This is a genomic window from Corallococcus sp. M7 (genome assembly GCF_054512695.1).
Window position 1 is genome coordinate 6,133,903 of record NZ_CM137252.1, and the last position, 17,301, is coordinate 6,151,203.

A 17,301-nucleotide genomic window follows, 5' to 3' on the forward strand; every position below is an offset into this window, starting at 1 on the left:
CAGCCCCATGCCCCCGCGCAAGCTCCAGCGACACCTGGTCTGGCTCGAGTCCTTCACCGCCGCCGTGGAGGCCGGCAGCATCGACGCCGCCGCGGAGCACCTGGGCGTCGCCCGCTCCGTCGTGAGCGAGCACATCCGCGCCCTGGAGGAGGCGCTCGCGGATGGCGCCGCCCTGCTGGAGCGGGGGCCGGGCCGGCGCCTGCAACTGTCCGCGCGAGGAGAGCGCCTCTACGCGGGCACCCAGACGCCGCTCCACCAGTTGGACATGAAGCGGCTGATGGACCTGGCCCGCGTGGAGCCCACCCTGCGCCTGGGCCTCAACCCCACGCTGTCCATGTCGCTCCTGGGCGGCATCGCGCAGGATGCCGCCGCCGCCGACCTCAAGCTGGTGGTGGGCTTCGGCGGCTCGCACGAGCTCATGCGGCAGGTGCAGACGCGGCAGCAGGACCTGGCGCTCGACTTCACCCCGCTGCCCCCGCACGAGGGCGTGGACACCGAATCCCTGCTGCGCATGTCCTTCGTCGTCATCGCGGGCCCGGACTCCGCGCTCGCACGGACGCACGCCTCCCGCCGCACCGTGGACGTGAAGGACCTCCAGGATCAGCGCTTCGTGGACTGGCTGCGGGACGACCCCTACGGCGGCGCCAACAGCGCCCGCTTCGCCGCGCACGGCGTCTCCGTCACGGAGGTGGGCCGCGTGGAGAGCTTCCTCCACCTCTACGAGCTGCTGCGCGCCTACAAGGCCTGCACCATCGCCCCCGACGTGCGCCCCACCCAGCCGTTCCCCCCCGACCTCCACGTCTGGCCCCTGCGCGAACAGGAGCCCCAGGTCGTGGAGGTGGTGGCCGTCTGGCCCTCCGGAGGCCTCAGCCCCGCCGTCCAATCCATCCTTGACGGGCTGCGTCGCCGCCTGAACAAACGGCGATAATTCGACGAAGACGTCGAATTCTGCCGGATTTCCGTCTTGCAGTGCGGTGCGTATTCTTCAGGAGTCCTGTTTCTCTTGAAGGAGCCGCTCGCGATGACGCCCACGGAACGGACCATTGCCCGCCTTCCCGCCCACCTGCGCCGCTACGTGGTGGGCCAGGACTACGCGGCGTACACGCCCCGCGACCAGGCGGTGTGGCGGCACATCCTGGGCCAGCTGCGCGAGCACCTGAGCGACAAGGCGCATCCCGTCTACCTGGAGGGCCTGGAGGCCACGGGCATTGGCGCGGAGGCCATCCCCAGCCTGGACGAGATGAACGAGAAGCTGTCCAAGCTGGGCTGGGCCTGCGTGGCGGTGCGCGGCTTCATCCCGCCCGCCGTCTTCACGGAATTGCAGGCGCTGGGCGTGCTGGCCATCGCGGCGGACATCCGCACGCACGAGCACATCCAGTACACGCCCGCGCCGGACATCGTCCATGAGAGCGCGGGCCACGCGCCCATCATCGCCAACGCGCGCTATGCGCAGTACCTCAAGGCCGTGGGGCTGGTGGGCTTCAAGGCCATCGCCAGCGTGGAGGACCAGGCCGTCTTCGAGGCCATCCGCAACCTCTCCGTGGTGAAGGAGGACCCCACCGCGACGGAAGAGGAGATCGCCCACGCCCAGGCCCGCCTGGAGGCCGCCAACGCCAGCCACCGCTACATCAGCGAGAGCACCCGCGCGAGCCGCCTGTACTGGTGGACCGCGGAGTACGGGCTGATTGGCGACCTGAAGCACCCGCGCATCTACGGCGCGGGCCTGCTGTCCAGCATCGGCGAGGCCCGGCACTGCCTGACGTCCGCCGTGCACAAGCTGCCCCTGGGCGTGGCGTGCGCGGACACGGACTACGACATCACCCGCATGCAGCCGCAGCTCTTCGTGGCGCGCGACTTTGAACACCTCTTCGAGGTCCTGGCCGAGTTCGAGTCCACGCTCGCGTGGAAGCGCGGCGGGGACCATGGACTGAACGAGGCGCTGCGCGCGCGCACGGTCAACCACCTGGTGCTCGCGGACGGCCGCGAGGTGACGGGCAAGGTCGTGGAGTTGCTGCCCGCCGCGAAGGACGTGGCCCCGGGCCTGTCCACCGCGCTGGCCCGGCTGGAGGGCCCCATCCTCACGTCCGTGAACGGCCATGCCCTGGACAAGCCGTTCAGCGGCGCGGCGCTGGTGGCCTTTGGCCAGGGGACCCTGCCGGAGCGCGGGAGCTTCCAGCTCACGCTCGACAGCGGGCTGGTGCTGGAGGGCTTCGCGGTGGGCGGTGGCGAGGTGATTGGCCTGCGCGGCACGCTCGCTGGCCGCGAGCTGACGCTGCCGTCCATGGCGCGCCTGTACCTGACGGAGCGGCTGCCGTCCGTGGCGGGCGGCCCCGCCGACCCGGGCACCTGGGACGAGTGGTTCGGGGAGATGGACGCCTTCACCGCGGGCGACGGCGAGGCCCAGGCGCGCGAGCGCAAGGCGCAGGCCCTGCCCCCGTCGCTGGCGGCCCTCTACACGGAGGTGCGCCGCATCCGCGAGACGGGGCAGCTGGCCCCCGAGCGGCTGGAGCAGATCGCCCGCGCGTCCACGGACTTCCCCTCGGACTGGCTCCTGCGCGCGGAGGTCGCGGAGCTGCGCGGCGAGGTGCCCTCGCGGCGCGAGGCGGCGCACGCGTAGCGCCTGGCGCTTCGAATCCCAGACGGACGAAGTGCAACGGCCCGGTCGACCTCCTCACGAGGTCGCCGGGCCGAGCCACTTCCGGGGGGCTTTCTTCCAACGGGGACTACGCGTTGCGGCGCACCATGGCCACGTCGTAGTGGCGGTCCGTCACGTAGCCGTTCGCGGCCTTGCCGGGGCGGTACATGTTCCCGGTCTTGTCATCCACGTAGAAGCGGTTGTTCGGGTTCGTGTCCTTGCCCTTGCTGGCGTTGGTCGTGCCCGGGTCGTGGAACGTGTAGTAGGTGCGGCCCTTGTCGTCGACGCCGCGGCCCGTGATGGTCACGAAGTGGTCCGTGAGGCCGTCCGCGTTGTAGCTCGCGTCCTTGTGGCTGACGCCCACGACCACCGGCTTGCCGGCCTCCAGCTGCTTGTCGATGTAGTTGCGCCCCTCGGCGGCCTTCTTCGAGTCCACCTTCAGCGCGCCGACGCCGTTCTCGCTCGTGCCCACCTGGATGCGGCGGTCCGGGCCCAGCACCGTGGCCTTCGCGTCGCGAGCCATCGCCGTCGCGGCCTTGAAGCACGCCGTGTCGCTCGCGGTGTAGCCGTGGCCGTTCTCGAACTGGCTGTAGTACGGCACCTTCACGTGCACCGCCGGCTTGTCCTTGGCCCCGGCCACCTGCTGCGTGTCCGTGCGGTCCGCCTCCGTGGTGGGCCTGGACGTGTTCGTGCCCTGCGTCGTGGGCTTGCCTTCCGTACGGCCCGGCTTCGAGTCGCCGCTCACGGACGGGGGAACCACGCCCGTGTTGGTGTTGGCCGGCTTCGTCGTGGCGCCCGACTTCTCCTGCTTCAGCATCGCGAGCGCGTCCTTCGCCTCCGACTTGAAGCGGTTGGCCACGCCCTTCTGCACGTCCTTGGAGCTGCCGGAGAAGTGCACCAGGGTGCCGTTGCCGTTGGTGCGGCCACGCTCGGCGTAGATGTCCTTGATGAGCTGCTCGTCGCTCACCTTCGCGGGGTCGCGGCCGTTGAGCGCCTTCTTGAAGATGTCATCCGCCTTGCCCGGGCCGTGCTGCACGGAGGTGGACCAGGCCACGTCGCGCAGCGCCGCGGAGCGCTGATCCAGGTCGATGCCCGTCGCCTTCTTGATGTTGGCGGCGCCCACGTCGTAGTGCGTGGCCTTGATGTAGTCGTGCTGCGCCTTGTCGAAGCCCTTCGGGTCCTTGGCCGCCAGCTGCTTCCACGCGGCGGAGAACTCCGGGGTGCCCGGCTTGCTGCCCGACAGCGCCTTGTGGAACTCCGGGTTCGTCTTCTTCAGCGAGTTGACGAAGGACTGCGCGGAGCCGTTCGCGGAGGCGAACTGATAGGAGCCGTAGGACACGCCGCCCTTGTCGCCCTTGCCCGTGGACACGGTGCCGGGGCCGCGCGCCTCGTACTTGCGGCTCAGCCCGCCCAGCTCCGCGCTCGACGTGCTGGTGGAGGACCCTTCCGTGGCGGGCGTCGTCTTCTGCGTGCCGCCGGTGGCCTGCGTGAAGCTGTCACCCGAGGTCTTCGTCCCGGCGCTCGACTTCGTCGTGGCCTGGGTGTCGAAGCCGTCCTGCACCTTCAGCGTCTTGCCGGCCTGGATCTTGTTCGGATCCTTGATGTTGTTCGCCTTGGCCAGCGCGTCGACAGTCGTGTTGTAGCGCTTCGCGAGGCCGGTAAGCGTGTCACCCGACTTGATGCGGATATTGGAGACGGTCACGGAGAAGACCCCTCTATGTCTGGCCGCGAACAACGGCGCGCGGACGTGCTTGGATTGCCACGATTATCGAAAGGCAATGCGCTCAGTTTCGCATTCCCAGTCACAATCATGTGAAACCAGTGATTCCGGCAACTTCAGTTTCAACGGATCGATCCGCCGGGACTGAAGAAGCTGCCCAGGAGGCCCAATCGGATGTTCAGGATCCAACCGGAATTCAAAAGTGCGGCATTGCTGTTTGCCATTTGCGTCACAAGCGCGGTCCCGGAGGCCTCGGCTCAAGGGTCCGAGGGGCTCACGGGGGTCTACTCGAACAAGGGCGGGACGCTGGCCATCGTCGAGGGGAGCAACGAGACGCTCGTGCACTTCTCCGGCTCGTTCCCGCAGGGAGAGAGCGCGGGCACCTGCGATTGCGCCCTGGTCGTCCAGAAGAAGACAGCCACGAATTGGTCACTTCAGCAGGCAGGCGAGCAGGACGCCTGGACGCTGCGCGTCAACCCCAAGCAGTTCGTGCTGGAGTCCGGTCCGTCACCGTCCTGTTGCGGAGCGGGCTATCCGGGCAAGGACACCTTCGCCCGGAGCACGTCCAAGCCGCTGGGCATCTGCAAGGTGAAGGTGTCCAAGGCGGGCTTCCACGCGTCGGACGCAGCCAACACGCCTCGCAAGGCGTTCGTGGTGTCCGGCGACGCGGTGGAGGCCTACGTCGACCCGGTGGAGCCGGACTTCCTCGCCGCGCGCTTCCAGGGGCCCCAGAAGGCCACGGCGGGGCTGCTCAAGCGCGAGGACCTGGACTGCGCGGCGGAGTCCGCGCCCACGGCCACGAAGGCGCCGGTGGCCGCGGACAAGCTCCAGCCCTTCGCGGGGACATGGGTGGAGCTGACGCGCCAGGGCAAGGGCTTCGTGGTGCTCAAGCCCTGCTCGGCCGCGACGCGCAGCTTCACCGTCAAGCCCGCGACAGGCGAGGTGGAGGTGCAGTTGGGCCAGGAGGCCACGACGCTGAAGGTGACGTCCGTGGAGCCCGGCAAGGGCGCCGGGGCCTGGGTGCTGGGGCTCACGGCCGCGGACGGCAAGCCGGAGGCGCTCCAGTGGAAGACGGCCGACGCCGCGAAGGGCACCGTGTCCGTGAACAGCCCGGACCTCTTCTCCCAGAGCCACGACTACGTGCGCCAGGAGAAGAAGTCCGCCTTCCCTTCCAAGCAGGAGACGGGGTGCGACGAGTACGAGCGCTAACGCGCCCGTGAGCGCCGCCGGGCCCGCAGGCCCCCACCGAGCAGCAGCGCGACGAGCGCACCGGACAGGGGGCCCCCCGCGGCCTGGCAACCCCCGTCATCCGAGGGCTTGCGCGGATCATCGATGGGGTCCACGGGCCTGCCCGCGTCGACGGTTCCCGCGTCAGTGCCGGCATCGGGCGTCCCGGCGTCGGTCCCGGCATCCGTGCCCGCGTCCGTCGACTCAAGCGGCGCGCAGGACGCGGCCTGGCCGGTGGCCGCGATGCACAGCCTGCCGTAGCGCCCCAGGCCTTCCATCCGGCCGTCCACGATCGCCACCATCACGCGCGTGGCGTCCTCCGCGGCCACCCGGGCGCGCAGCGCGTCCGGTCCGTCCACGGTCACCACGCGCAGGACGGCGTCATCCGTGACGGCCGCGAGGACCAGGTGCACCGTGGCCGGGTCGATGCCCGGCTCGGGCTCGAACGAGGCGCCCACGAAGGACGCGCCACCGGGGACCTCGAAGATGCGCGAGGCCGCCGCCGCGACGCGCACGCGCTCGATCGTGGTGGGCAACTCCGCCGCCGTCGTCGTCACCGGCGCATAGCCCTCCCCTCGCGCGTAGCCGAACCCCGGCGCCGCGCGCGCACCGGTGCCCAGGTTCCAGGTGGCGAACAGGGCGAAGGCCGCGTCGAAGCTGGAGGCGAAGTCGCGGCGCAGACAGGTGTCCAGGAGCACCGGCCAGCGGGCCTCCGGCTGCCGCACGGACTCCTCCAGCAGCGCGACGAGCGCGTTGTCACCGTAGCGCTCACCCACGAACTGGAAGAAGAGCCCCGCCCCGTAGCTGAAGGTCACGCCCGGCCCCGAGGGATCCAACACCAGGGTGCTGTCCGGGGTGATCATGTAGCCGCGGGTGAAGCGCTCCAGGTCGTCGAGCGCGGGCTCGAAGCGCTCGGTGGCCCAGACGGCGGTTCCTTCGGAGGCGATGCCGCCCAGGCCGGGCCGGTAGGCGGCCTGCACCGCGTGGAAGAACTCGTGGCTGGCCAGGATCTCCACGGCCTCGGCGTCGGACGGGTAGTTGTAGCCCGTGAAGTCGTTCTCCTGGAGCATGAAGCCCGTGCAGCGCGTGACGCCATCCAGACAGGTCTCCTGCCGGAAGGCGCCGTCGCCAATCCCCGCGAAGTCCACCAGGTACACGTCGAAGCGGCCGTCGCCGCCGTCGTCTCCGGCTGGATTCGCGTCGTCGGGAGGCAGGCGGAAGCCCAGGTCCACGTAGAACGTCGCCACGCGTTCGTAGGTGCGCGCGACAAGCTCCACGAAGTCGGGCACGCCACTGCCATCCGCGTCCGCCGCGGGCACGGCGTGGGTGCCCTGGCGGGTGAAGTGGATGCGGAAGCGCCCGCCCGGCGACACGACGGACTCCACCGTGTCCTCGGGCTCATAGCGCGGCGCTTGAGCGGTCGGAGAGGTGGGCCGCCCGGACTCGGCGGCCAACCCCACCACGGCCTCCCGTTCATGCGGGAGGCCGCGCGGGGTTCCCGCGCCGGCAAGCAACAGAAGCAGCGTGGGAACCCCGGGGGTCATCACGGCAGCCAGGCCCACCGCAGGCGGATCGACCCCGAGCTGGCCGTCGAGCTCACCTTGCTCGTCGTCCTGCACTCCTCCTGAATCGCGGGCTCGTAGAAGCTCTTGACCTGCAGCTTCACGTGACGACCGTCCGCCAGCTGGACGAGGTAGACCTTGTTCGTCATCGCCACGCAGCCGGGGTACTCCCAGTACGAGAGGGTCTGGGTCGCCGGGCTCTGGATGCCGTACGGGTCCCCGGTGAACACGCAGGTGTCAGGGGTGTAGTAGTTCTCCGCCACGAACTGCGCGTCCGTGGGCACGCCCGTCACCGATTCGAACGTCGCTCCTTCCGGCGTCTGCGCCACCGTCACGCACGACGGGCCCGACACGCCGCTGTTGAAGCGGACGACGTACCGGCGCACCGCGACGTCCCACGCCGTCGAGCTCATCGCGGACTGGTCATCGATGTTGACCTTCTCCAGCCCCGTCGCCGTGAAGCGCGCGTAGGTGTACGACTCCGGCACGCTCGTGCCACCGCCACGGCCGTCCAGGAGCGTGAGGTGCTCGCCCTCCGTGGTGCCCTCTTCCACCACGCCGCCGGTGGCGATGTTGGTGCGGAGCCGGAGCTTGTCGATGCTCTGCTCCGTGCAGACCACGGCGTTGCGGCACAGCTCCGCGCCGCCGTCCGTGGGAGGAGTGCCCGCGTCGGTCTCCGTGCCCGCGTCCGTCTCGCCGCCCGTGCCCGCGTCCGTCTCCGTACCCGCGTCGGTGCCGGTGCCCGCGTCCGTCTCTCCGCCCGTCCCCGCGTCGGTCTCGGGCTCCTCGGGCGGAGTCAGGGTGCGCAGCTCGCACTTCTTGTCCGCGTTGCAGGTCCAGGCCTGGCCCGCGGGGGCCGCGCCCTCGTCGCGGCAGTCGAATGCGTCCACGCACTCGTCGCCGCTGCATCCCGGCGCCACCACGGCCAGCGTGAGGGCCGCCAGGGCCCCCATGCCGAACCACCGTGCACCGCTCTTCCGGACCACCCCTCCAGGGTTGCTCATCGTCGTCACCTTTCGCCGCGGGGACCCGCCGCCGTTCGATGAGGACGATCTCTATTCGATAACGATTCTCATTTTCAATATCGACATTCCAACTTCAGGCGGAAGTGTCGCCTGACGGTTTCGGGGCGTTGGTGGCGGACAGGCGGGGTTGTCCGCCGGGGCCCAGGAGCCCCTGCATGGCGTCGAAGAGGTTGAGGTTGGAGCCGCTGGGGAGGAAGACGACCTTGTCCAGGCCCCCCACGACCGCGGCCTGGGCCTGCGCGGCCACGGCCTTCACGAAGTTCTCCCCTCCCCCCAGGGACTCCACGCGCTGGCGGAACTGCGTGGCCTCCACCTCCGCGAGGCGCGACTGGCGCTCCACCTCCAGGTCGTTGAGGCGCTGCTGGCGCTCCAGGGCCACCTGGGTGGTGAGCCGCTCGCGCTCGGCCTCCGCCTCCGAGCGGATGCGCGAGGCGCGGGCGTCGGACTCGGCGCGAGCCAGGGCCTCTTCGCTCTCCACGCGGGCGCGCTCCAGTTGGGCCTCCGCCTCCACCTTGGCGCGGCTGAGCGTCTCCAGTTGGTGGTTGCGGTTCTGCAGCTCGATGAGGGACTGGCGCTCCGCCTCCGACTTGCGGTGACTGGCGATGTCCGCGAGCTGCTTCTCCTCCTCGCTGCGGATGCGCTTGAGCTCCGCGGCGGCCTGGGCCTCCTGCCGTGAGGCGTCCAGTTGGATCTGGATGTTGGTGTCGATGGCCTCGCGCAGCTTCAGGGCGGTCTTCTCATCGACAGGGGCGATGTCCTTGATGTCGATGTCGATGATGCGCAGCTGGTTCTCGGAGAAGAGACGGTCCTTGCGCGCGCGGCCCGCGTCATCCATGCCGAAGATGGCGCGGCGGATGAGCACGCTGGCGTTCTTGTGGAAGGTCTCGAACTCGTTCTCCGCGGCGACCTGGCGGATGCGCGACGCGAGGTTCTCACACACGTACCCGATGAAGTCGTTCACCCGGAAGATGGCCTTGTCCTTCTCTGGATCGCCCTGCACGTCGAACTGCCACTTGTAGGAAAGCTTGATGCGCAGCCGCGCGTGGTCGCGGGTGGCCACCTCGAAGAGGTCCGTGGCGAAGTCCGGCCCCAGCCGCAGCATCAGCACCTTGAGCTGACGCGGGCGCTTGGGCGTGCTGCCGGACAGGTCCAGCACGGTGACGTCCTCGTACGGACGCAGCATCACCTTCGCGGGGCCGAACTCCACGCGCGCGTGGTTGGTCTCGAAGTCGTTGATGAGGACCGCCGTGTTGTCCTCGATGCGCAGCACGATGGCGCGCGTGCGGTCGCCCTTCTCCGTCGCGATCATCGGGCGAGGCGGGCGGGCGTCCTTCGCCTCCGCGAGCGGCAGCGGTGGAGTGAGCCCCAGCAGGGCCTCCGCGTCCGGAGACAGGCGCTTCTCGTGCAGCTCCTGATGCGCCTCCGGCATGAACTGGCAAGGCCCCTGGACGAGCGACACCTTGCCCGAGCGCAGGTCGCGCACGTACAGGCCTTCCCCCTGCCCCAGTGACAGCGCGGCAATCTCCCGATGGATGAGGACCTTCTCGCTGGGCACATAGGTGCGAGGGCCCCGGACGATCCACGTATCACCGGCCTTGCGCGCGCGAGGCTCACCGCCCTCGTTCTCGGAGAGGTCGTCCAGCGCCTGGAGCTTCAGGCCCTGGAGCTCCGACAGGACGTGCTTGCGGCGCACGTCGCCTTCGAGCGCTTCGCCGGGTTCGAGGAAGAAGACATCCGGGCCGGAGACGACCTTGCGGCGGCCCTCCTGGACGCGGCCGGTGGCGCGGTCCACGGGGTTGAGGATGACGCAGTACTCGGTCTCCTTGAGGACGCGGGCCTTCTCCAGGGAGACGACGGTGACGGACTCGCCGGGCACGTAGCGGCCGGGGCCGCGCACCAGCCACTCGTCACCGGCCTCGCGGCGGCGGGGGGCATCCGGGACGTGGGTGTCCGTGAACGCGGTGAGCGCGCGAAGCCGCAGCGCTTCGGACACGCCCAGGACGTATTCCGGGACGATGTCGCCCTCCAGCTCTTCGCCGGGGTACAGCGGAAAGACCTTGGGGCCCACGCGGACCTCGCGGTCGCCCACCGCGACGCGGGCCTGGCCGAAGTCGTCCAGCGCCACCTGGCCGTCCACGCGCACCACGGGGTTGCGCACCACGCACCAGCTTCCGGCGCCCACCTCCACCATCCGCTCCTTCGCCACGAGCGTCAGGTGCGCCTCCAGCGTGAGCACGCGCGGGCCCACTTCCATGAGCACGACGCCGCGGTTGGCGTCCTCGATGTACGCGTACTCGCGGTTCTTCAGGGAGATGCGCTGGATGGCTTCGGTGCTGGGGGCGGACGGCATGGCACACCTGCTCGCGGGGGTGGGGTTCGGCCGCGAGACATTGCGAGCCCCATGCCGTCACCGCCCCGCCCTGGAACGGCCCTGCGCTGCTCCGGACTGGCGCGGACGCTCGCTCCATTCCGGCGCGCGGTGCTCCAGACCGGAGCGCATTTCAAACGACCAGCGCGCCGGGGTTTCTCCGTATTCGCAGCCAGACAGACATGCGGAGCGCCATGACGGCGCCCGCCCTGCCTTATTTGGAGAAACCCTCATGCTTCAGCGCGCCCGGCTCGCGTCGTCGTTCCTTGTTCTTGGACTCTTGGGAGGCGTGGGCTGTGGCCCCATGGAGGAGCCCCCCGCGCCCCAGGAGCAGGCGCCCGTTGCTCCGTCGCAGGACGAAGAGCGCACGGTCACCGCCATGGCCACGACCGCCCTCTCCTGGAGCGACTTCGGGAAGACGACGGTGACGTACGAGGCCCAGTGCGTGACCGGGGCCTACACCCACTCGTGCCTCTTCTGCGGAAGCAGTCCGTTGTACTCCGCGGAATACAATCTGAGCGAGTGCACGTCGGTCAGCGACACTGATCACACCTGCCAGACGTGCGACCGGGAGATCCGCGAGAAGGTGGCCTACGTCGAGCTGCCGGATGGCGACGTCATCCTCGCGGAGGTCGAGCACAACGTGGCGGGTCCTGACGTCATCGAGTTCCGGCTCAACTCCGGCTCCAGCGTGACGTGGTGGAAACAGGTCGCGCTCGTGGGCGGCGGTGATGACTGGCGCGTCTGGAACCAGGACGGCAGCTCCTGGTGCAACTGGCCCAATGCCTCCACGAACAACTGCGACACCAACTCGCAGTGGACGGACATCGTGACGGCTTCGGGCACACGCTTCATCTTCAGCAAGGCGAAGCTCCTCGGCATCCACACGGAGATGTATTCGCTGGGCGGCCTGGGCGACCATCTCACGGGTGGCGACCGCGTGACCTTCCGCTGGATTCGCGACTGAGCGACCTTGGATTGCGTCGCGGCGTCTGTTCGAATGTCTCCCGTGCGCGGGCCGGGATGCTCTGGCCCGAGGGCACTCACCCCGGAGGAAGCATGAAGGCATCGCGACTGAAGCAGACGATTCCTGGATTCGCGCTGATCATCGGCATCATGGCGGGCACGGCCCTGGCCATGGTTCCCGGCTCGAAGGCGGAGACGACCGAGAATCAGACGTCCGCCATCCAGATGATCTGTTCGGCCAGCTGCAAGCCGTGCTCGAGCCAGTATGACTGTGGCTCGCGTGAGGGTTCCTGCGGGGTCTGGCGCTGCACCAACCCGCAGTAGGCACCTGAAGGAAAGCGCCTCATCAGCCTCCGAGCCCCCTGGCTCGGAGGCTTTTCAATTGTCGCGAAGAGATGGCCATGCGTCTTCGAACCTGCGGCGCCCTGGTGCTTCTGTTCGTCTTCTCGGCCTGCGCCACGACGGAGCCGCGCCCCAGGACGTCAGCGGCTCGCGGCACGAGGGAAGCCAACCTCCAACGAGCGGCGGCACTGCCCTGGAGGGATGACGGACGGTGCGTTGTCCGAGAGGCGTCCCAGCCCTGGCCCGTGCTGGTGGAGCGGTGCCATCCGGCGCTCGACCATGACCGGGTCGAGTTCCACGACACCACGGGAAGATGCACGGTCGCCTCCGCTGCCGCCGTGACATTGGGAATGCGTATGAGCTCCGCCACCTCTACCCCGAGGAAGCAGGGGCCTCACGGGGGACGAAGGTCACGTCCCGAGATGCGGAAGGGAAGCGTTATCCCGGGATGGACGTGCTCGTTGGCGGTAGACGCTTCGATGCGTTGCAAGTGGGTGTCCGCAAACTGTGGGAGATCAAGACCCACCGATTTGACTCGTACAACGATTTCATCCGGGATAGGGAAATCGAGAAGGAACTGATTCAAATAGGCAAAGAGCGAAGAGTCGCGGAGGCCTGTGGATATGACTTCATCGTTGGAGTGAGCACCGAGGCGCACAAAGCGGCGCTTGAGGTGGTGGACCCCTCCCTCACTATCGTCGTCACAGGGTGTCAACGATGACTACACAAAAATAGACTCACGCTCATTGTCTACGCGCCTGCGCTCATGCCTAACGACAGTCGCCCAGTCGCCATCGTCAAGGGGATGGAAAAAGCGCTGCCCGGCTTACGACTGGAGTGGGAAATTGGCGAAGGCGGGCGCCCCATTGCGTTGCCACAGCGCGACGCATGGCTCGTAGCGAGTATTGAGGACGGAGGATTCCCTCTCATTTGCAACGGGGACGAGAGTTATCCCGTGACGGTCAATGGAAGGGACCGGTCCGGGCTCTTCAGTCCTGGCGGTCAGGACCAGTTTGAAGCTCATGCCAAGCCGCCACTGGACGAACCCGTGCTCGCGGCAGCGCCGGCTCTGCTTGAGGCCGTGGCGGAAGGGGCACGTTCGTTCTGGGGCCATGCGTCGCCATATGGTTACGGCTCGGAAGTCGCGCAGCAGTTCCGCCGCTCGCCTGACGCCGCCGAACTCTCGCCCCGCGGGCTTCCCATGCTCAACCTTCCCGAGAAGAGTCCGAGGCCGGAGACTCCCTCTTTCCTAGGATGGATGAACTACTGGTCCGCTGCCGCCGCGGAGGTCATCGGGTTCCCGGATCCTGCTCGCGATGCCGAACTGCTCACGCGGGCGCGTCGCACTCCGTCAGGCGGCTGGATCGTGCAGCTCACGGATACACCTCTCGATTATGAAAACCCCCTGCACTTGGAAGCGCTCAAGCGGACCTATGAGCGCTTCCCGGAGATCGGTGGGCGCGGTCGTCAGTAGGCCGCGCTCAGCGTGGCGCTGGTGCCGTACGCGGCCGTGACCAGGTCGTAGCCGTAGTCCGCGAAGATGCTGTGGGCGTAGCTGGTCGGGTGGAGCGAATCCCAGAACAGGTACGTGTCCGGGTCCACGTTCTTGCCCTTGCAAGTGCCAGTCACGTTCGTCAGACCATACGAGGACGGCGACGCGATGATGGCGTTGAACTTGGAGAAGGCATTCATCCCGATGAACTTCACCGTCGGGAAGTCCTGACGCAGCTTCGTCAGCGCCGCCGTCCAGCGCGTGTTGAACTCATTCGTGGGCGGCGAAAGCACGGTGCTCCCCAGGCCGAAGGGAATGGCCAGCGCCACGGGCGTCTTGTGCAGCGGCGGCATGTTCACCCAGAGGACGTACTTCGCGCCCGCGGCCACCAGCTTGCGGATCTGCCCGTCGATGTTGGACGCGGCCTTGGTGGCCGAGGCCTTGATGGCCGCGGAGTCGAACGGGTTCTCCTGCGCCTTGTGGTTGATGTCGTTGCCACCGCCCCACAGGACGTAGAGCGCCGTGGGGGACGCCACCGGGTTCGCCCTCAGATAGGCGTTCACCTGGTTCGTCATGTCCGCCGTCACCGAGCCGCCCTGGGCGTAGTTCGTCCCGCCCTCGTCGGAGGCCACGAGCGTCAGGCCGAGCTGCTCCGCGAGCTGCTCCACCCACGGTCCTGAAATCTGGCTGGAGGGGTTCGTGTTCGGCCCGCTGGTGGCGGTGCTGTACTTGCCGTTGTCACTCAGGCTGTCGCCAAAGGCGATGACGCTCGTCTGCGCACCCGCGTGCAACGGGAGAAGCACGGCCACGACGGCCGAGAACAACAAAGAGGCTGACTTCATGGTGGGAGACTCCGAGGGGGATGGAGACACACGACGCTACGCAGTGTGTCACCAGTCTCGGAGCTTTCCCACGTCTTTCAACTCTTCCGTGTTTTAATCCGGATGTTTCAGCCCCGGGCGGCGCGGGCGTCACGGCCCCGGGCGCGGGCGGCCTTGGAGAGCAGGTCGCTCCCCTTCTCCTCGCCCTTCATCCACGCCTTCAGCGCGGGCACCACCTGCTTGCTCCAGGCGCGGCCGGCGCGCACGGCCAGGAAGTCCTGCACCAGCGCGTCCACGATGGCGGAGAGCTGCTCGGTCAGCTCCAGACGCTCGGAGAGCTGATCATCCTCTTCCTCCGTCATGAGCGCGGGCAGCTTGGCGGCGCGGATGTCCAGGAACTCGGAATCCAGCGTGACTTCGTATTCGCGCTCGCCGTGCGAGATGCGCAGCCGCGCCTGGGACACCAGCAGGCCCCGGTCCAGCGAGTGGCGCACGTTCTCCGAATACGGCGCCAGCGTTCCCTTGGCGCTCATCTCCGTGACGTCGCCGGCCACGCCGCGCAGCACCACCTTGCCCAGGTAGAGCACCACCACGCCCGCGCCGTCGTGCTCCACCAGCGGGTCGCCCGACTCCGAGCGCCACAGCAGCCAGGTCATGAACTCGCGACCCAGGTAGGCCCGGCCGCGCAGCAGTTGTTCGCGCGCCTTGCCTTTTTCGACTTCGGCTTCGTCCTTCTCCTCCTCCGTGGCGACACCGTCCACGCCCACGTCGCCCCGGGCGAACGCCGCCTCTTCCCTCGCCTGCTCACGCCTCGCCATGGGCGTCCTCCACCGAAGCCGTCGCCGGCAGGTCCATGCCAATGAGCTCCGCCGTGGGGCCCAGGGCCTTCTCGTCGATGCCCGCGCGCTGCGCCATGGACGCGGGCGTGATGCCAATCACCTTCACCGCGAGGGCGCCTTCCAGCGCCACGCAGATTTCATCCACCGTCTTGCGCGACGCGGCCCAGACCTGCACCGTGTGCGTCTTCAGGTTCCACGTCACGTCCAGCACGCTGGTGCGCGGCACCGCGCGCTGACGCAGGAGCTGCTTGAGCTCCGCGCGCTGCTTGTTCTTCTCCGCGCGCGCGGGCGGCCGACCGTTCTCCTTGCCGAAGGCGGCGGACCACTTGTCCAGCTCCGACTTCATCATCGACGCGGGCACCTTCAGCGTGTCGATGCGGAAGGCGAACAGGGCGTACTCGCCATAGAAGAGGTTGCCGGTGGCGAACTCGGAGGACTCCGGGTTCTCCAGCTCGACAAAGCCCGCGGCGCGCTCTTCTTCAGAGCGGCGGTCGATGGGCTCGAACGCATGGGACTTGAGTCCCTTGGTCATCCAGCGCTTCACGTCGGACGGCGCATCCTTGGCCGGCTCGGTCCGGAAGCGCGAAAAGGTCACGGCACCACGTAGGACAGGCATGGGGCGCGGCAGGATGGGGGTCCTGTGACGCCGCGTCAAGGCACTCGGTGTGGCTGGACGTGAAGCGCCGGGAATAGCCCGCGCCGAAAGCCGTTTGCCCGGGCGCCGTCCAACCGTGCACTTCTTCCGCCCCACCCCGCTGGCGGGAATCCATGACACTCCCTGGCACGCGACATACGGTGGCCGCCGCCATGCGCCGCGCTCTCCTCCCCGCCAGCGTCGTTGCCCTCTTCCTGTCCGCCTGCACCCACACGGCCGCCACGCCGGACGGCGCCCCGCGCGACACCCTGCCCGGGGTGACTCACGCCCTGCTGGAGACGCTGGAGGCGGACGGCGCGCTCGCGGGCGCGTACGTGGTGGACGCGCGCACCGGAGAGCCCCTCTTCACCCACCGCGAGAACGTGCGGCTCTTGCCCGCGTCCACCATGAAGGTGGTGTCCACGTCCGCCGCGCTGTCCGCGCTGGGGGCGGACTTCCGCTTCACGACGCCGGTGTTCCTGGAGGGCTCGCAGGCGGGAGGCCTGTTCCTGGGCGACGTGGTGGCGCAGGCGTCCGGGGACCCGTCGCTGGGCTCGTGGCGCTTCCCGGAGACGGCGCTCGCGTGCGACCGCATCGCGGAGGCCTTCCAGGCGCGCGGCATCCACCAGTGGCGCGGCAACGTGCGCATCTCCGGCACGGACGGCCTGGACGGCGGCATGGGCCCGGGCTGGGCCTGGGATGACGCGGCCTATGCCTACAGCGCGGCGCCCACGCCCTTCGTCTTCCGCGAGAACGTGGTGGACCTGGCGCTGGCGCGCGCCCCCGGCGCCACCTGCGCGGACGCGCCCTCCGTCCAGTGGACCCCCACCTTCGCCACGCTGTCCGCGGTGGTGAACGTGGACGTCAACGCCGAGCGCGCGAACCTGGCCTGCGTGCGGGGCGGCGGCGGCGTGCGCTGCACGTGGCGCTCGCCCACGGGCGGCCCCTGCCCCCAGGCCGCCGCCGTGAAGCTGTCCGTGGACGCGCCGGAGGCGCTCTTCGCCGCGTGCGTGGACGACGCGCTGGCGCGGCATGGCATCACCCGGCTGCCGCTGTCCCTGGAGGCCCCCACCCCGCCCATGCCCCCCATGCCGTCACCGCTGGTGGAGCTGACCAGCCCGCCCCTGTCGGAGCTGGTGCGCGTGACGAACAAGGAGAGCCTCAACCTGTACGCGGAGCGGCTGGGCATGCGCTTCGCTCGCGAGCGCACCGGCCAGGAGGGCTATGCCGCGCTGCGCACGGCCCTGGTGGCGGAGCTGGCGCGCCGGGGCGTGCCCACCAAGGACCTGCGTCCGGTGGATGGCAGCGGCCTGTCCCGCTACAACCTGGCGTCCCCCCGGGGCATGGCGCGCGTGCTGCTCACCAGCCTCCAGGAGCCGTATGGCGCCGCGCTGGTGGACAGCCTGCCGGTGCTGGGCGTGGACGGGACGCTGGCGGGCCGCAAGACGAAGCCGTCCACCGCGGGCCGCATCCGCGCGAAGACGGGCACGCTCACGGGCCAGAAGTGCTTCGTGGGCGTGGCGGAGCGGCCCAATGACACGGAGCACCCGCGCGTCGTCTTCGCGCTGATGCTCGGCAACATGGACGAGGGCACGAAGCCCAACGCCAACGAGACCTTCGACACCTTCTCCACCGCCCTGGTGGAGCTGCCCCTGCGATGAGCGTCCCGC

Annotated in this window: 15 protein-coding genes; 8 read left to right on the forward strand and 7 right to left on the reverse strand. The window is 69.1% G+C overall.

Annotated elements, in window-relative coordinates:
- The first annotated feature begins 7 nt into the window (after positions 1–7).
- Positions 8–928, forward strand: coding sequence for a LysR family transcriptional regulator (locus tag ACX114_RS24530; RefSeq protein ID WP_459288328.1), 921 nt, complete (start codon positions 8–10; stop codon positions 926–928).
- Between the two features lie 93 nt (positions 929–1,021).
- A complete protein-coding gene (locus ACX114_RS24535) occupies positions 1,022–2,617 on the forward strand; it encodes an aromatic amino acid hydroxylase (RefSeq protein ID WP_459300266.1) in 1,596 nt (531 codons plus the stop codon).
- A gap of 106 nt (positions 2,618–2,723) precedes the next feature.
- Here ACX114_RS24535 and ACX114_RS24540 read toward each other — a convergent pair whose 3' ends face one another.
- Positions 2,724–4,337, reverse strand: a complete 1,614-nt coding sequence (locus tag ACX114_RS24540; protein ID WP_459288330.1) for a LysM peptidoglycan-binding domain-containing protein — start codon at positions 4,335–4,337, stop codon at positions 2,724–2,726.
- Positions 4,338–4,565: 228 nt separating this feature from the next.
- Here ACX114_RS24540 and ACX114_RS24545 point away from each other — a divergent pair, with 228 nt between their 5' ends.
- A complete protein-coding gene (locus tag ACX114_RS24545; RefSeq protein WP_459288332.1) occupies positions 4,566–5,564 on the forward strand; it encodes a hypothetical protein in 999 nt (332 codons plus the stop codon).
- On the opposite strand, the gene ACX114_RS24550 is transcribed toward ACX114_RS24545, so the two are convergent.
- The 3 genes from ACX114_RS24550 to ACX114_RS24560 all read right to left on the reverse strand — a co-directional run bounded on the left by ACX114_RS24550 (position 5,561) and on the right by ACX114_RS24560 (position 10,519).
- Complete coding sequence (locus ACX114_RS24550) at positions 5,561–7,126, reverse strand: MXAN_6640 family putative metalloprotease (RefSeq protein WP_459288334.1); 1,566 nt, start codon at positions 7,124–7,126, stop codon at positions 5,561–5,563. The genes ACX114_RS24545 and ACX114_RS24550 overlap by 4 nt on opposite strands.
- Entirely contained in the window at positions 7,126–8,148 is a 1,023-nt protein-coding gene (locus ACX114_RS24555; RefSeq protein WP_459288335.1) for an HmuY family protein, read from the reverse strand. The genes ACX114_RS24550 and ACX114_RS24555 overlap by 1 nt, the downstream gene beginning before the upstream one ends.
- Positions 8,149–8,242: 94 nt before the next feature.
- Complete coding sequence (locus tag ACX114_RS24560) at positions 8,243–10,519, reverse strand: hypothetical protein (RefSeq protein ID WP_459288337.1); 2,277 nt, start codon at positions 10,517–10,519, stop codon at positions 8,243–8,245.
- 250 nt (positions 10,520–10,769) lie between these two features.
- Between ACX114_RS24560 and ACX114_RS24565 the strand changes: the two genes are divergently transcribed.
- The 4 genes from ACX114_RS24565 to ACX114_RS24580 all read left to right on the forward strand — a co-directional run bounded on the left by ACX114_RS24565 (position 10,770) and on the right by ACX114_RS24580 (position 13,319).
- Positions 10,770–11,504 (forward strand): hypothetical protein, encoded by a 735-nt coding sequence (locus ACX114_RS24565; RefSeq protein ID WP_459288339.1) that lies wholly within the window; start codon positions 10,770–10,772, stop codon positions 11,502–11,504.
- A gap of 92 nt (positions 11,505–11,596) precedes the next feature.
- Positions 11,597–11,827 (forward strand): hypothetical protein, encoded by a 231-nt coding sequence (locus tag ACX114_RS24570; RefSeq protein ID WP_459288341.1) that lies wholly within the window; start codon positions 11,597–11,599, stop codon positions 11,825–11,827.
- A 466-nt stretch (positions 11,828–12,293) separates the two neighbouring features.
- Positions 12,294–12,566 (forward strand): DUF6310 domain-containing protein, encoded by a 273-nt coding sequence (locus ACX114_RS24575; protein WP_459288343.1) that lies wholly within the window; start codon positions 12,294–12,296, stop codon positions 12,564–12,566.
- 45 nt (positions 12,567–12,611) lie between these two features.
- Positions 12,612–13,319 carry a DUF5953 family protein gene (locus ACX114_RS24580; protein WP_459288345.1) on the forward strand — a complete coding sequence of 236 codons (708 nt, stop codon included), beginning with the start codon at positions 12,612–12,614 and terminating at the stop codon, positions 13,317–13,319.
- Here the strand turns inward: ACX114_RS24580 and ACX114_RS24585 are convergent.
- The 3 genes from ACX114_RS24585 to rdgC all read right to left on the reverse strand — a co-directional run bounded on the left by ACX114_RS24585 (position 13,313) and on the right by rdgC (position 15,613).
- Positions 13,313–14,179 carry an SGNH/GDSL hydrolase family protein gene (locus ACX114_RS24585; protein WP_459288347.1) on the reverse strand — a complete coding sequence of 289 codons (867 nt, stop codon included), beginning with the start codon at positions 14,177–14,179 and terminating at the stop codon, positions 13,313–13,315. The genes ACX114_RS24580 and ACX114_RS24585 overlap by 7 nt on opposite strands.
- 107 nt (positions 14,180–14,286) lie before the next feature.
- Entirely contained in the window at positions 14,287–14,976 is a 690-nt protein-coding gene (locus ACX114_RS24590; protein WP_459288349.1) for a hypothetical protein, read from the reverse strand.
- A complete protein-coding gene (gene rdgC / locus ACX114_RS24595) occupies positions 14,963–15,613 on the reverse strand; it encodes a recombination-associated protein RdgC (RefSeq protein ID WP_459288351.1) in 651 nt (216 codons plus the stop codon). The genes ACX114_RS24590 and rdgC overlap by 14 nt, the downstream gene beginning before the upstream one ends.
- 191 nt (positions 15,614–15,804) lie before the next feature.
- On the opposite strand from rdgC, the gene dacB reads away from it, so the two are divergent.
- Complete coding sequence (dacB, locus tag ACX114_RS24600) at positions 15,805–17,292, forward strand: D-alanyl-D-alanine carboxypeptidase/D-alanyl-D-alanine endopeptidase (protein WP_459288353.1); 1,488 nt, start codon at positions 15,805–15,807, stop codon at positions 17,290–17,292.
- Positions 17,293–17,301 lie beyond the last annotated feature (9 nt).

Excerpts from the sequence above, each read along its gene's own strand:
- ACX114_RS24590 (WP_459288349.1), bottom strand. The coding sequence starts at position 14,976 with ATGGCGAGGCGTGAGCAGGCGAGGGAAGAGGCGGCGTTCGCCCGGGGC.
- ACX114_RS24560 (WP_459288337.1), bottom strand. The coding sequence starts at position 10,519 with ATGCCGTCCGCCCCCAGCACCGAAGCCATCCAGCGCATCTCCCTGAAG.
- ACX114_RS24570 (WP_459288341.1), top strand. The coding sequence starts at position 11,597 with ATGAAGGCATCGCGACTGAAGCAGACGATTCCTGGATTCGCGCTGATC.
- ACX114_RS24555 (WP_459288335.1), bottom strand. The coding sequence starts at position 8,148 with ATGAGCAACCCTGGAGGGGTGGTCCGGAAGAGCGGTGCACGGTGGTTC.
- ACX114_RS24575 (WP_459288343.1), top strand. The coding sequence starts at position 12,294 with ATGGACGTGCTCGTTGGCGGTAGACGCTTCGATGCGTTGCAAGTGGGT.
- dacB (WP_459288353.1), top strand. The coding sequence starts at position 15,805 with ATGCGCCGCGCTCTCCTCCCCGCCAGCGTCGTTGCCCTCTTCCTGTCC.
- ACX114_RS24580 (WP_459288345.1), top strand. The coding sequence starts at position 12,612 with ATGCCTAACGACAGTCGCCCAGTCGCCATCGTCAAGGGGATGGAAAAA.
- ACX114_RS24550 (WP_459288334.1), bottom strand. The coding sequence starts at position 7,126 with ATGACCCCCGGGGTTCCCACGCTGCTTCTGTTGCTTGCCGGCGCGGGA.
- ACX114_RS24585 (WP_459288347.1), bottom strand. The coding sequence starts at position 14,179 with ATGAAGTCAGCCTCTTTGTTGTTCTCGGCCGTCGTGGCCGTGCTTCTC.
- rdgC (WP_459288351.1), bottom strand. The coding sequence starts at position 15,613 with ATGCCTGTCCTACGTGGTGCCGTGACCTTTTCGCGCTTCCGGACCGAG.
- ACX114_RS24530 (WP_459288328.1), top strand. The coding sequence starts at position 8 with ATGCCCCCGCGCAAGCTCCAGCGACACCTGGTCTGGCTCGAGTCCTTC.
- ACX114_RS24565 (WP_459288339.1), top strand. The coding sequence starts at position 10,770 with ATGCTTCAGCGCGCCCGGCTCGCGTCGTCGTTCCTTGTTCTTGGACTC.
- ACX114_RS24535 (WP_459300266.1), top strand. The coding sequence starts at position 1,022 with ATGACGCCCACGGAACGGACCATTGCCCGCCTTCCCGCCCACCTGCGC.